At 65.2% G+C, this 13,659-nt stretch carries 11 protein-coding genes; 8 read left to right on the top strand and 3 right to left on the bottom strand.

Annotated elements, in window-relative coordinates; genetic code table 11:
- Positions 1-103: 103 nt before the first annotated feature.
- On the bottom strand, positions 104-1,519 hold the full coding sequence (locus tag H4V95_RS03725) for a PucR family transcriptional regulator (RefSeq protein ID WP_209728827.1): 1,416 nt from the start codon (positions 1,517-1,519) through the stop codon (positions 104-106).
- Between the two features lie 161 nt (positions 1,520-1,680).
- Here H4V95_RS03725 and H4V95_RS03730 point away from each other — a divergent pair, with 161 nt between their 5' ends.
- Complete coding sequence (locus H4V95_RS03730) at positions 1,681-3,120, top strand: gamma-aminobutyraldehyde dehydrogenase (RefSeq protein WP_209728829.1); 1,440 nt, start codon at positions 1,681-1,683, stop codon at positions 3,118-3,120.
- A gap of 15 nt (positions 3,121-3,135) precedes the next feature.
- Complete coding sequence (gabT, locus tag H4V95_RS03735; RefSeq protein WP_209728831.1) at positions 3,136-4,512, top strand: 4-aminobutyrate--2-oxoglutarate transaminase; 1,377 nt, start codon at positions 3,136-3,138, stop codon at positions 4,510-4,512.
- Positions 4,513-4,661: 149 nt separating this feature from the next.
- Here gabT and H4V95_RS03740 read toward each other — a convergent pair whose 3' ends face one another.
- Positions 4,662-5,324, bottom strand: a complete 663-nt coding sequence (locus H4V95_RS03740) for a TetR/AcrR family transcriptional regulator (RefSeq protein ID WP_196865318.1) — start codon at positions 5,322-5,324, stop codon at positions 4,662-4,664.
- A gap of 251 nt (positions 5,325-5,575) precedes the next feature.
- On the opposite strand from H4V95_RS03740, the gene H4V95_RS03745 reads away from it, so the two are divergent.
- The 4 genes from H4V95_RS03745 to H4V95_RS03760 all read left to right on the top strand — a co-directional run bounded on the left by H4V95_RS03745 (position 5,576) and on the right by H4V95_RS03760 (position 10,415).
- Positions 5,576-6,973 carry an NAD(P)/FAD-dependent oxidoreductase gene (locus H4V95_RS03745; protein ID WP_209728833.1) on the top strand — a complete coding sequence of 466 codons (1,398 nt, stop codon included), beginning with the start codon at positions 5,576-5,578 and terminating at the stop codon, positions 6,971-6,973.
- 5 nt (positions 6,974-6,978) lie between these two features.
- Positions 6,979-7,938 carry a universal stress protein gene (locus H4V95_RS03750; RefSeq protein WP_209728835.1) on the top strand — a complete coding sequence of 320 codons (960 nt, stop codon included), beginning with the start codon at positions 6,979-6,981 and terminating at the stop codon, positions 7,936-7,938.
- Positions 7,935-9,452, top strand: coding sequence for an APC family permease (locus H4V95_RS03755; protein ID WP_209728837.1), 1,518 nt, complete (start codon positions 7,935-7,937; stop codon positions 9,450-9,452). The genes H4V95_RS03750 and H4V95_RS03755 overlap by 4 nt, the downstream gene beginning before the upstream one ends.
- A 120-nt stretch (positions 9,453-9,572) precedes the next feature.
- Positions 9,573-10,415, top strand: coding sequence for a universal stress protein (locus H4V95_RS03760; RefSeq protein ID WP_196865314.1), 843 nt, complete (start codon positions 9,573-9,575; stop codon positions 10,413-10,415).
- 37 nt (positions 10,416-10,452) lie between these two features.
- On the opposite strand, the gene rarD is transcribed toward H4V95_RS03760, so the two are convergent.
- A complete protein-coding gene (gene rarD / locus H4V95_RS03765; protein ID WP_196865313.1) occupies positions 10,453-11,427 on the bottom strand; it encodes an EamA family transporter RarD in 975 nt (324 codons plus the stop codon).
- A gap of 164 nt (positions 11,428-11,591) precedes the next feature.
- On the opposite strand from rarD, the gene H4V95_RS03770 reads away from it, so the two are divergent.
- On the top strand, positions 11,592-13,016 hold the full coding sequence (locus H4V95_RS03770; protein ID WP_196865312.1) for an FAD-dependent oxidoreductase: 1,425 nt from the start codon (positions 11,592-11,594) through the stop codon (positions 13,014-13,016).
- 82 nt (positions 13,017-13,098) lie between these two features.
- A complete protein-coding gene (locus H4V95_RS03775; protein ID WP_196865311.1) occupies positions 13,099-13,518 on the top strand; it encodes a hypothetical protein in 420 nt (139 codons plus the stop codon).
- The last annotated feature ends 141 nt before the right edge of the window (positions 13,519-13,659 follow it).

The raw sequence follows: 13,659 nt of genomic DNA on the forward strand, positions 1-13,659 counted from the left end.
GCTGTGCGGCTGAAGTAATTTGACCACGCGGACTGACGAAATGCCAGCAATTCTTTGAGTAATCTCGAAATATCTTCGAACTGTCATCAACCTCGTCGAACGGTTACCTTAATCCCCTCACATTCAGGGCGAGGTACAGGTGAACCCGGTCAGCGGTGACGCCCGGGTCGTACCCGCTGAGGTCCTGGATTTGCTGCAGCCGGTACCGCACCGTGTTCCGGTGTAATTGGAGGGCTTCAGCCACGGCGGCGACCGATCCGTTGAGGGCGAGGTACCGGTCCAGGGTCACCATCAGCTCGGAATGGTGGCGCTGGTCGAACGCCGCCACCGGATCCAGCGCCTCCGCGGCCAGGTCGGCGAGCGGCACGTCCTCGCTGGCCATCAGGAGCGAGGTCAGGGATAGCCGGTCGGGGGCATTGACCGGTTGGCCCCTGGTCAGTGACTCGCGGGCCTCAAAGTAGCTCCAGCGGAAACCGCTGGCCTGAGCGTAGGCTCCACCGAAGCCGACCTTCGCGGTCAGCCCCGCCCCATGCAGGTAAGCGCCCATCGACTGGCTCAGGGCGGGGCCGTCGGCGTCGGGCACGGCGATCACCAGGCGTTCATCGACCAGCGCCGCCACCCCCGCTTCGAATCCCGCAGGGGTCGGCAGCGTGCGCAGGGCGCGGCGCTGGCCGGAGGCAACCTCCACGATCACCACCACCTGGCGCAGCCCGGGGTCGATCCCGGCGCCGCCGAGGCGTGCGACGGCGTCGGGACCCGCCAGGGTTCCCCTCACCACATCCTGGAAGAGTTGCCCCATGACCGCTCGCTCGCTCGCGCGTCGTCTGGCCTGGTTGCTCAGCTCAACGCTGATCAGGCTCTGCGCGTAGGCCACGATGGCGTTGGGTGTGTAGGGCTCGGCGATGGCGAGGGTGCACCGGTCCTTCAGTCCTGTCGCCACCGGCAGGCGGTGCCAGTGGCCCGACGGCGGACCGGTGGGTCCGGTGCCGAACAGGCGGGTCCCGTACTGGGACAGCGCGACGTCGGCCCCCAGCATCGCCCTCAGTTCTCGCAGCAACTGATGAAGGCCGCCCTCGCCGAGAAGCGCTGATGCCAGGATCTGGTGGCCCTTGAGCAGATTCTCGAGCCGCGAGTAGTGGTCGGCGGAGAGCGAATCGGCAACGATCTTCCCGATGGCGATGAATGGGGTCTCGTAGGGGACCCGGAAGACGGGGAGCCCCAGGGTGTTGGCTTCGGCGATCAGGGCGGCCGGGACCTGCTTGTGCCCCAGCCCGGTGCCGAAACCGATGCCGAGTGCTCCCGACTCGTGGACCCGGCGCACAAACGCCCGCTGCTGCGTCGTCGTCTTTTGCCGCGCCCCGGTGGTCAGTACGATCTCGCCGCCGCTAAGGAAGGGGAGCGGGTCCTCGAGTTCGGTCACCGCAACCCACTGGATCGGGAGGTCGACTGCGGGGGTCATCCCGACCGGATGGAGATCGAGGCCAGCGGCGGCGAGGAGGGCGGGGAGCGTGATGGCCATGGCTCAACTATAGAGCGGGGACACTGTGCGGTTGCATCACAGTCAGCCTAAGTTGTTGTGCGCATCACCCTAGGCCACGGATCGCGTGAAGGCGTAGGGTCGGCAGTGGATTTACGCTGCGACGGGTCCGATTTGACCCGTCAGCCCATCATAGAAAAGGGATGAATACCGTGGTAACCACCCTCCAGAACTTTATCAACGGCGAGTTCGTGACGCCGGCCGGCACCGAGTTGCTGGACATAGTTAATCCGACCAACGGCGAGGTCGTGGCGAAGGCGCCTGTTTCGCTGCAGTCGGACGTCGACTCCGCCATGACAGCGGCGGCGCAAGCTTTCACCACCTTCAAGCACGTTACCCCTGGTCAGCGGCAGCTCATGCTGTTGAAGCTGGCTGACGCGTTGGAGGCCGCGAGCGACGAACTCGTCGAAGCGCAGCACCGCAATACCGGACAGGTACGCGACCTGATCGCCGCTGAGGAAGTGGCGGTCGGTGCCGACCAGCTGCGCTTCTTCGCCGGCGCAGCACGCCTGATGGAGGGCAAGTCCGCCGGTGAATACGTCGAAGGGCACACCTCCTACATCCGCCGCGAACCGATCGGCGTAGTCGCCCAGGTGGCACCCTGGAACTACCCGCTCCTGATGGCGATCTGGAAGATCGGCCCCGCGCTCGCCGCAGGCAACACTGTGGTCCTCAAGCCCAGCGACACAACGCCCGAGTCAACGCTGGTGCTGGCGAAGCTGACCCAGGGCATCCTGCCCGCCGGTGTGCTGAACGTGATCCTGGGGACCGGCCAGACGGGTGCCGCGATGGTGGACCACCCGGTTCCCGGACTGGTCTCGATCACAGGATCGGTCCGCGCCGGTATCGCCGTCGCCACCGGTGCCGCCAAGACCCTCAAGCGTGCCCACCTTGAACTGGGAGGAAAAGCACCCGCCGTCGTCTTCGCTGATGCCGATATCAAGAAGACCGCAGCGGCCATCGCCGAGTTCTCCTTCTTCAACGCCGGCCAGGACTGCACGGCGATTACCCGGGTCCTGGTCCAGGATTCGGTACACGATGACCTGGTAGCCGCCATGGTGGCGCACACCGAGACGCTCAAGACCGGCAACGCTGACGACTCGGAGAACTACTTCGGTCCGCTGAACAACATCAACCACTTCAACGCGGTCAACGCCGTGATGGATGCCCTGCCGGAACACTGCAGGGTCGAGATCGGCGGGAAGCGCTCCGGCGACAAGGGGTACTTTTACGAGGCCACCATCATCACCGGTGCCCGCCAGGACGACGACATTGTGCAGAAGGAAACCTTCGGCCCGGTCATCACCGTGCAGAAGTTCACCACCGAGGACGAGGCAGTGGAACTGGCGAACGACGTCGAGTACGCCCTCGCCTCCAGTATCTGGACCACCGATCACGGCACGGCCATGCGCGTCTCCCGCGACCTCGATTTCGGGGCCGTCTGGATCAACACCCACATTCTTCTCACCGCTGAGATGCCGCACGGGGGCTTCAAAAGCTCCGGTTACGGCAAGGACCTCTCGATGTATGGCGTTGAGGACTACACCCGGATCAAGCACGTGATGAGCGCGCTGGATGTCTAGAAAGGCAGTTTCCCTATGACCACCCAAGTAACCCAGCCGCAGTTCCGGCTCGAGCAAAAACGCAAGATCATCGCCGACTTCCCCGGACCCAAGTCCACTGAGCTGGCCGCCCGGCGCGCTGCGGTCGTCGCCAAGGGTGTCGCCTCCGGCGTCCCGGTGTACGTTGCCGACGCCGACGGTGGCATCGTGCACGACGTCGACGGCAACTCCTTCATCGACCTCGGCTCGGGCATCGCGGTGACCAGCGTCGGGGCATCGGATCCCGCCGTCGTCGGGGCCGTCAAGGAACAGGTGGAGCACTTCACCCACACCTGCTTCATGGTCACCCCCTACGAGGGCTACATTGCGGTCGCCGAGAAGCTGGCCGAACTGACGCCGGGCGATTTCGAGAAGCGCACCGTGCTGTTCAACTCGGGTGCCGAGGCTGTCGAGAATGCGATCAAGGTGGCGCGTCTGGCAACCGGCCGCACCGCCGTCGCGGCTTTCGATCATGCGTATCACGGCCGCACCAACCTAACGATGGCACTGACCGCCAAGTCCCTGCCCTACAAGGGCGGACCTGCTGGCGACTTCGGGCCCTTCGCGTCAGAGGTGTACCGGCTGCCGATGAGCTACCCGTTCCGCGAGGAAAACCCCTCGATCTCCGGTGTTGAGGCTGCCCAGCGCGCCATCACGATGATGGAGAAGCAGATTGGGGCCAGCTCACTGGCCGCCATTATCATCGAACCGATCCAGGGCGAGGGCGGCTTCATCGTTCCCGCCGAAGGCTTCCTGCCGACCCTGGCCGCGTGGGCCAAGGAGAACGGTGTGGTCTTCATCGCTGACGAGGTGCAGTCGGGCTTCTGCCGCACCGGCGCCTGGTTTGCCGTCGACCATGAGGGTGTGGTGCCCGACATCATCACGATGGCCAAGGGCATCGCCGGCGGGATGCCCCTGTCGGCCATCACCGGCCGGGCGGACCTGCTCGACGCCGTCCATCCCGGTGGGCTCGGCGGCACCTTCGGTGGTAACCCGGTGGCGTGCGCAGCCGCACTGGCCGCCATCGAGACGATGCAGGAGCAGGACCTGATCTCGCGCGCTCAGGCGATCGAAGAGCTGGCTACATCGCGTCTGAGTGCGTTGCAGGACGACCTGGGTGCCGAGTCGATTATCGGCGAGATCCGTGGTCGTGGCGCGATGCTGGCACTCGAGTTCGTGAAGCCCGGCACCAAGACACCCAACCCGGAGGCCACCAAAGCCATCGCCGCGGCCTGCCTGCAGGAGGGTGTCATCATCCTGACCTGTGGCACCTACGGCAACGTGGTTCGGCTGCTGCCCCCACTTGTGATCGGCGACGAGCTGCTAAACGACGGCCTGGACGTTCTTGAGGCGGCAATCCGCGCCGCGAAGTAGTCCTACGCTCGACGCGGGCACTCGTTGCCGACACGTTGTCGGCTTCGCATTCGCCGTCTATTCCGTTCAGCGCTAAGGGAACCGGCCACCGCACCAGAAGTATCTGGTGCGGTGGCCGCTTTTTGTCTGTTCGGCCGGGTGAAACGGCGTTAGCTTGCGAGCTGCGCCTGCAGGCCCACGATGAGCGCCTCGAGGCCCAGGGCGAAGGCCGCATCGGCCGAGTCGGCCTGCAAGCCGCCTCGCACCCGCACGGCCGCAGTGAACCGGGGGTAGTCGGGTCCCAGGCTGCCGGACTCGAAGATGTCCTCCGGTGCGGCGACGTCGAAAGCGGACCCGAAGATGAAGGACTCCAGGGCCACAATGGCGGGAATGATGCGGTCCTCTGGCCATCCGGCGTCGAGGAAGCCGGCGGAGACAGCCTCGTACATTGCCAGAGTTTCAGGTGCACCAGTTACTGGCAGGACAGCGATCACCGAGATTAGCGGGGTGTGCGCAGCGAAAACCTCGCGGTAGGACCAGGCCCACGCGCGGACTGCCTCATCCCACGGCGCCACGGCAAAGGCGCTGAAGTCCACCTGCGCCATCACCTGGTCCTCCACCCAGCGCAGCACTTCCTGCTTGGACTCGGCGTGGTTATACAGGGCCGATGGCGCCACTCGTAGCTGTTGTGCCAGGGCAGACATGGTGAGGCCGTCGTAGCCGTGGGAGGCTATCAAGCTCAGCGCCGCATCGGTGATGAGGTCGCGGGAGAGTAGCCCGCGGGGCGGGCGACCCGCCCGCCGACGGCCGACCGGCGTTCCTACACTTCCCATGACCGCCCCTTTACCGTCCCTGTTGCGCGTTCATTATACTGTGCGCTCTGACGATCATCCCCGCCGCTGGGCATCATTGCTGCCCGGGATCGCCATCGGCAAACACGCGGGTCCGGCGCCCAACCCGTTGTCGACTCGGTAGGAGTGCAGGCTGGCCCCTTTCCAAACCGGACGATTATCGCTACAGTATCCCCAATAAATGAATGACGTTCATTTTGTGGTCTGGACCATACCGTTCGTGAGGGGTAGTTGTGAAGCAGTTGGAACGCGACGTAGTCATCGTGGGTGCGGGGCCATCGGGTCTCACCGCCGCCTGGGAGCTGAGCAGGGCGGGACTGAGCGTCGCCGTCCTGGAAGCGCGGGACCGGGTGGGTGGACGCACCTGGACCGACACGGTCGACGGCGCGGTGCTGGAGATCGGCGGCCAGTGGGTCTCCCCGGACCAGACCGCCCTCAAGGACCTGCTGACTGAGCTCGGACTGGAGACCTACGAGCGGTATCGCGACGGCGACTCCGTCTACATCGCCGCTGATGGCACCCGCACCCGCTACACCGGCGACATGTTCCCGGTCTCCGCGGACACCGAGGCGGAGATGAACCGCCTGATTGAGTTGCTGGACCGGCTGGCCGCCGAGGCTGGCCCCGAGACACCATGGACCCACCCGGAGGCCAGGGCGCTGGACACGATTTCCTTCCACCATTGGCTCCGCGAACAGTCCAGCGATGAGGAAGCCTGCAACAACATTGGCCTCTTCATCGCCGGCGGTATGCTCACCAAACCCGCTCACGCGTTCTCTGCCCTGCAGGCCGTGCTCATGGCCGCGTCGGCCGGGTCCTTCTCCAATCTGGTGGACGAAAACTTCATCCTCGACAAACGGGTTGTCGGCGGCATGCAGCAGGTCTCGGAGCGCCTCGCTGGGCGCCTGGGTGACGACGTCGTCCTGTCCAGCCCGGTCCGTACCCTGCGGTGGTACGGCGGCTCGAACGACGACGGCACCACCGACGGAGGCCACGTCACGGCCGTCTCGGACACCGTCACCGTCAAGGCCCGCCACGCGATCATGGCCGTCCCACCGAACCTTTATTCACGGGTGTCGTACGAGCCGCCCCTGCCGCGCCGCCAGCACCAGATGCACCAGCACCAGTCCCTGGGCCTGGTCATCAAGGTGCACGCCGTGTACGCGACGCCGTTCTGGCGCGCGGACGGCCTCTCCGGCACCGGGTTCAGCGCCTCCTCGATCGTGCAGGAGGTGTACGACAACACCAGCCACGAGGATTCCCGCGGCACCCTGGTGGGGTTCATCTCGGATGAAAAGGCCGACGCCATGTTCCGGCTGGACCCGGCGGAGCGCCAGCGGACCATCCTCGAATCAATCGCAGGCTTTCTCGGACCGCAGGCGCTGACCCCTGAGGTCTACTACGAGTCGGACTGGGGCTCTGAGGAATGGACCAGGGGAGCGTATGCCACCAGCTACGACCTCGGCGGCCTCCACCGCTACGGACCCGACCAGCTCACCCCGGTGGGCCCCATCCACTGGTCGTGTTCGGATCTCGCGGCCGAGGGCTACCAACACGTAGAGGGAGCAATCAGAATGGGTCAAGCGACTGCCCGCAACATCCTGAGCCTCACACCAGCCGAAGGAGCATAAGGCGCATGGACTACATCGTCGGGTACACGGCTGACGAGCGCGGCCGCGACGCCGTGAGCCTCGCCGTCGCCCTCGCCCGCCGCCAGGACGCGAAGCTGCAGCTCGTCATGGTGATGCCCGAACACTCACCCTTCAACGCCGTCTACCCTCCCGAGCGCGGCTTCGAGAGCATCCTGTCCGCACAGCTGCAGGAATGGCTGGCGGAGGGTCTGGCCATGATTCCCGACGACGTCACCGCCCGTGCGCACGTCATCAGCGCTGATTCGCAGGCAGGCGGCCTGATCGACGCAGCAGTGGACTCGGGTGCCTCGCTGATCATCATCGGTGCAAGTTCCCGTGGGCTGCGCAAGCGGTTCAACGTGGGCAGCGTCGCGGGGACGCTGCTGCACGCATCCCCGGTTCCGGTGGCCCTGGCGCCACAGGGCTACCGGCGGCTTGACCCAATCACCCGGCTCACCTGTGCCGTGGGGACGAGGGTCGGCGCCGACGAGGTCATCGCCGTCGCCGTCGACTCCGCAGCCCGGCGGAAACTGCCCTTGCGGCTGGTTTCGCTGGTAGCCCTGGACCCGTCGTCAGGCGCTGACGGAGCCGATACTGCGGCGGTGGAGGCCGCCCACGAGCACGCCAACACCCGGTTGGCCCAGGCGGCCGCCTCGCTCGCAGCGGGAGGCCAGGTCAGCGTCGAGGTGGTGAGCGGGTCAACCGTCGAGGAAGCCATCGGCGCGCTCGCGTGGGATGAGGGCGAGATCCTCCTGGTCGGGTCGAGCCGGCTGGCCCAGCACAGCAGACTATTCCTCGGCGTGACCGCCAACAAGATCCTGCGGGCCCTGACCGTGCCAATGGTTGTGGTGCCACGCGACTACAGATCCGACGATAACCAGTCGCTCCAACCGGAGCGATCTGTCACGAAGCGCTCCGATGCCGGTGAGGGCAGGGACGTCCAACCTACCGAGGTGTCACAGTGAGCACTACACAGGATTCGTCCACCGGGCTGAGCAAAAAGGGCCTGAGCTCCGGGTCGGTCGGGCTGCTGGGCGCCGTCGTCATCGGAGTCTCCTGCATCGCCCCCGCCTACACGCTGACCGCGGCGCTCGGCCCCACCGTCGCCGAGGTGGGGGTGCAGCTTCCAGCGATCTTCCTCGTCGGATTCATCCCGATGCTGCTGGTGGCCCTCGGCTACCGGGAGCTGAACAATGCGATGCCCGACGCCGGTACCTCCTTCACCTGGGCGACGCGGGCGTTCGGCCCGTGGATCGGCTGGATGGGTGGGTGGGGGTTGATCGCCGCCACGGTGATCGTGCTGTCCAATCTGGCGGCCGTCGCCGTCGACTTCTTCTATCTCATGCTCGCCCAGCTGACCGGGAACGAGTCGCTGGCCGACCTCACCCTGAACCTGCCGCTGAACATCGCCACCACACTGGCCTTTGTCGCGCTCGCCTGCTGGGTGTCCTACCGCGGGATGGAAACAACCAAGGCGGTGCAGTACGTACTGGTCGGTTTCCAGCTGCTGGTCTTGGGCTGGTTCGCTATCGCCGCCTTTGCGCACGTCGCAGGCGGCACTGCTTTCGATGCGACCGCCATCAGCCCTGAATGGTTCAATCCGTTTGCCGTCGAATCCTTCTCGGCCTTCGCCGCCGGGGTGTCCCTGTCGATCTTTGTCTACTGGGGCTGGGACGTCACCCTCACCATGAACGAGGAAACGAAGGACCCGGAGCGGACACCCGGCCGGGCCGCCACTCTGACCGTGCTGGTCATCGTGGTGATCTACCTGACGGTAGCCCTCGCGACCCTGTCCTATGCAGGGATTGGCGACGGCGAATTCGGTGCCGGCAACGTCGACAACCAGGGGAGTATCTTCGCCGTGCTGGCTGGACCGGTGATGGGCCCGTTCGCCATTCTGATGTCCCTGACTGTGTTGAGCAGTTCAGCAGCGTCCCTGCAGTCGACCTTCGTTTCACCGGCCCGCACCCTGCTCGCGATGGGCCACTACCGGGCCCTGCCGGCAAGCTACGGGAAGATCAGCCCCACCTACAAGTCCCCGAGCTACGCGACCATCGCTGCGGCGGTCGCCGCATCCGGGTTCTACGTGGTCACCCGCATTGTCTCGGAGAACGCTCTGTATGACACCATCACCGCGCTCGGCATGATGATCTGCTTCTACTACGGGATCACCGCCATGGCCTGCGTCTGGTACTTCAGGACTATCGCATTCAATAACGCCCGCAGCTTCCTGCTGAAGTTCCTCGCACCGCTGCTCGGCGGCGTGATCCTGCTGGTGATGTTCGTGAAGACGGCCACCGACTCGATGGACCCCGACTACGGGTCCGGTTCGTCGATTGCTGGAATTGGACTGGTGTTCATCCTGGGTACCGGAGTGATCCTCCTCGGGGCGGTGCTCATGGTGGTGATGTACCGGGTCAACCCAGCGTTCTTCAAGGGCGACACCCTGCGGAAGGGAAGCGCCCCGGCCGACGTCTAGCGGTAGAACACCCCACGGTCCGCCACCTGATCAAATCACTCTCTACAGCCGCGATAGGGTAGAGCAGATCTGCGGCGGTGATCAAAGGCGCCGGTCAGAATCCGAACCGGAAGGCGCCGTATGCGTTATGTAGTGGGTTTCACCAACAATGATCGTGGCCGTGATGCCCTGGCTCTGGCGACGTCGCTTGCGCGCACGCAGGGTGCGAGTATCGACCTGGTGACGGTGCTGGACCGTCCGCAGGACGGCAGCGTCGGGGCAGGTACGGGCCGTGCGATGGCCGCCCTCGAGGAAGCCATCCAGGGGATCCCCGGCGGCGTCGAAGTGGTTCCCCACGTGAAGCTCGCCGACTCGTTTGCCGAAGGCCTGCTGGAGGTTGCCGCGGAACTGGAAGCTGGGCTGATTGTGATTGGCGCGGCCAGCAATGGTTTGCTGCGCCGGTTCACCGTGGGCAGCGTGGCCAATGCAGTTCTGCATTCGTCCCCTGTCCCGGTGGGGCTGGCTCCCCGCGGCTACCGTCACCGCGACCGGATGACCCGGCTGTCCTGCGCCGTCGGTACCCGCGCGGGTGCGGAAGCTGTTCTGGACGTGGCGGTCGACTCGGCAGCTCGCCGGGGCATGCCGTTGCGCCTGATCTCCCTGGTGGCACTGGACATCAACGAGCAGGCTGATACCGGGGAAGCAATCAATCTGGCGCACCAGCACGCCAATACGGTGCTGGCCCGTGCGGGGGCACAGCTGCCGGAAGGCCACGAAACGACTATCACCGTGGCTCACGGCCGGACTATCGAGCAGGCCATCGATGACATCGAGTGGGATCCGGGAGAGATTGTCTTTGTCGGCTCGAGCCGGCTGGCCAAGCGGAGCCAACTTTTCCTGGGCTCCACTGCCAACAAAATGCTGCGTGCGCTGCCTATCCCGATGATCGTCGTTCCACGGGACTGGAACCTGCCGGCCGCCTAGCGGCACCGCGCCCAGCAATACCAGCAGAGCTTCCCGGTCAGACCTTCGCGGTCTCCTCAACCACTGCGGCGGCGCGGGTGCGGCGGGGGCGGGAGTTCTTTCGGACAGTGCGCAACATGTCGATGGTGAGCATCGCGAGGGCAACCCAGACCAGACCAAATCCGATCCAGCGTTCCAGCGGCATCTCTTCCTTGAACACGAACAGGGCCAACAGGAACTGCAGGACCGGTGCCAGGTATTGCAGGAGGCCGATCGTGGTCAGGGGCAGCCGACGTGCGGCGGCGCCGAAGAAGAGCAGTGGAACGGCGGTGATGACTCCAGCGGCCGCCATGATCCAGAAATGTCCCGGCCCCTCGGTCAGGACTGTCGCAGCCCCGGAAAAGGTCAGCCAGATCATGACCACGGCGGCAATCGGGGTCAGGACGGCGGTTTCGATGCTGAGGCTCGACAGTGCATCCACCCTGGACCCGACCCGCTTCTTCACGAAACCGTAGAAGCCGAACGAGAAGGCTAGCGTCAGGGCAATCCAGGGCACGTTGCCGTAGCCGATGGCCAGGACCACCACCGCGATGATGCCCATGCCGACCGCTGCCCACTGCAGCCTCCGCAGTTTCTCCCGCAGGACCAGTACCCCCAGAAGTACCGAAACAATCGGGTTGATGAAGTAGCCGAGGGCGGCTTCGATCGCGTGGCCAGTGGTCACGCCGTACGTGTAGACGAACCAGTTCACGGCGATCAGCAGTGCGGCGATGGCCAGGGTGCCGAGGATCCGTGGATTGGACGCCGCGGCCCAGACAGTCCGCCAGGAACGCATCACGGTCAGGAGCAGGGCGCAGAACACCAGTGACCAGAGGACCCGGTTGGCGACAATTTCGATGGCCGTCGCCGGCAGCAGGATCATGAAGTACAGCGGCAGCAGCCCCCAGAGGCCGTAGGCGCCGATTCCGTAGAGGATGCCCGTCGAATTTTCGCTTCGGGGCTGACGCTGGCGAGCGGTTTCGGTAGGAGTCACGTCGGCTCCAGCGCTCACGGGTCGTGATTTATTCCCGGCGAACCAATGATCCTGCTATGAGACGGGTATCACCGGTTTAGACGACACCCCGGCAGGGCATTTAGAATAGGAAACTGTGCGCTAAATGTGCGTCTCGGTTTGTCCACTAGGAAGAAGGCCAATCAGTGTCCACCTCAGCTGCGGGGCGACCGCTGCGGGTAGCGATCATCGGTGCCGGTCCGGCAGGCGTGTACGCCGCCGACATCCTGACGAAGTCCCAGGAAGTCCAGGGTGGTGACTTCCAGGTCAGCATCGATCTCTTCGATCAGCACCCTGCCCCCTACGGATTGATCCGCTACGGCGTGGCCCCCGATCACCCGCGTATCAAGGGAATAGTCAACGCCCTGCATAAGGTGCTGGACCGTGGCGACATCCGCTTTCTGGGGAATATTAACTATGGCCGGGACCTCACGCTGTCTGACTTCCGCAAGTTCTACGACGCCGTCATCTTCTCGACCGGTGCGATCAAGGACGCTGAACTGGCCATCCCTGGAGTCGACCTGGAGGGTTCCTTCGGCGGAGCCGAGTTCGTTTCCTGGTATGACGGCCACCCCGATGTGCCGCGTGACTGGCCCCTGGACGCCCAGGAGATTGCCGTCATCGGGAACGGAAACGTTGCCCTTGACGTCGCCCGGGTGCTGTCCAAGCACGCCGATGATCTGCTCGCGACCGAGATCCCTGACAACGTCTACGCCGGATTGAAGGCGTCCCCGGTCACTGACGTGCACGTCTTCGGCCGCCGCGGCCCGGCGCAAGTGAAGTTCACTCCGCTGGAACTGCGTGAACTCTCGCACTCCCGCGACGTGGATATTGTGCTGTACCCGGAGGACTTCGACTTCGATGAAGCCTCCGAACAGCAAATCGCCAGCAACAACCAGACCAAGACGATGGTCAAGACCCTCACCAACTGGCTGGTCGACGACGAACCAACCGGCGCTTCCCGCCGGTTGCACCTTCACTTCCTCCACTCACCCGTCGAGATCACTGACTCCCCGGAAACACCAGGCAAGGTCGCCAACATCCGGTTCGAGCGCACCGCGCTGACCGGCGAGGGGACCGTCCGGGGGACAGGCGAGTTCATCGACTACCCGGTGCAGGCGGTCTACCGTGCCATCGGCTACTTCGGGTCGGAGCTGCCCGAGGTCGGATTCGACAGCCAGCGCGGCGTCATCCCCAACGAGGGAGGCAGGGTCATCGACCAGGAGGGCACCCCGGTCCCCGGCATTTACGCCACGGGCTGGATCAAGCGCGGCCCGGTGGGGCTCATCGGCCATACCAAGGGCGACGCGCTGGAGACCATCGGGTTCCTTCTTGAGGACCGGTTGAACCTTCCCCCGGCCCAGGACCCGTCCGAAGACGCCATCATCGACCTCCTCACCGAACGCGGCATCCGGTACACCACCTGGGAAGGCTGGCTCAAGCTCGACGCCCATGAGCTGAAGCTCGGTGCCAACTTCGTGCCCGACGGCGGCACCAATGCCGAGCTGGTCAGGGAACGTGTGAAGGTGGTTCCCCGCGACGAGATGATCGCCATTTCCCGCGACGAGTAGCCTGCCAACCCAAGCCGGTACCGCCCGGTGCATCGGCGCAGGAGCGTCGTCGGTGCGCTGTCGGCAGACCTAGACTGGGTCCATGACACGCAGGCACATGCAGCTAGCTTTCGTCCTCGCCGGGGCGGCGCTTACCGTCGGGTGCAGCGGTGCCGAGGCCGAACCCGACCTCGGCACCCAACCGCTCGCCACCTACAGCGACCCCGACGACGCCGGTGATGCAGCGGGGATCTCCGGCCGGCTGGTGCTGGAGGAGGGGTGCGTCTACCTGACCAGCCCCGAGTTCTCCGAGCGGTGGGTGCCGGTTTTCCGCGCCGAAGCAGAACCCGAGTGGCGTGACGGGACCCTCATCTTCGACGGTGAGGAGTATTCAGGTGATGAGACAGTAGGCCTGGGTGGTAGCGAATGGGGCGGCGACGACGCCGACCTGTCGATCCCCGATGCCTGCGACGATTCCCCACGCTGGGCGGCCTGGCAGGTCCTTCCAGGGGACGCGCTCTAGCCTTTCCGGGATCACCCAGCCCCAGGGTCAGCCAGCCCCAGCGGCCGGTGCAAGAAAAAGCGTGAGACACCCGCGACAGCGGGACTCCGCCGGCACTAGACTGATGCAACCCCACCGGCGGGGAGACCATGAAGCGGAGTG

Source organism: Arthrobacter sp. CAN_C5 (genome assembly GCF_017875735.1).
In the GTDB taxonomy this organism is placed as follows: domain Bacteria; phylum Actinomycetota; class Actinomycetes; order Actinomycetales; family Micrococcaceae; genus Arthrobacter_D.

Bases quoted from the DNA above. Each gene is read 5' to 3' on its own strand.
- H4V95_RS03730 (WP_209728829.1), top strand. From the start codon at position 1,681: ATGAATACCGTGGTAACCACCCTCCAGAACTTTATCAACGGCGAGTTC.
- H4V95_RS03775 (WP_196865311.1), top strand. From the start codon at position 13,099: ATGACACGCAGGCACATGCAGCTAGCTTTCGTCCTCGCCGGGGCGGCG.
- H4V95_RS03740 (WP_196865318.1), bottom strand. From the start codon at position 5,324: ATGGGAAGTGTAGGAACGCCGGTCGGCCGTCGGCGGGCGGGTCGCCCG.
- H4V95_RS03750 (WP_209728835.1), top strand. From the start codon at position 6,979: ATGGACTACATCGTCGGGTACACGGCTGACGAGCGCGGCCGCGACGCC.
- gabT (WP_209728831.1), top strand. From the start codon at position 3,136: ATGACCACCCAAGTAACCCAGCCGCAGTTCCGGCTCGAGCAAAAACGC.
- H4V95_RS03760 (WP_196865314.1), top strand. From the start codon at position 9,573: ATGCGTTATGTAGTGGGTTTCACCAACAATGATCGTGGCCGTGATGCC.
- H4V95_RS03725 (WP_209728827.1), bottom strand. From the start codon at position 1,519: ATGGCCATCACGCTCCCCGCCCTCCTCGCCGCCGCTGGCCTCGATCTC.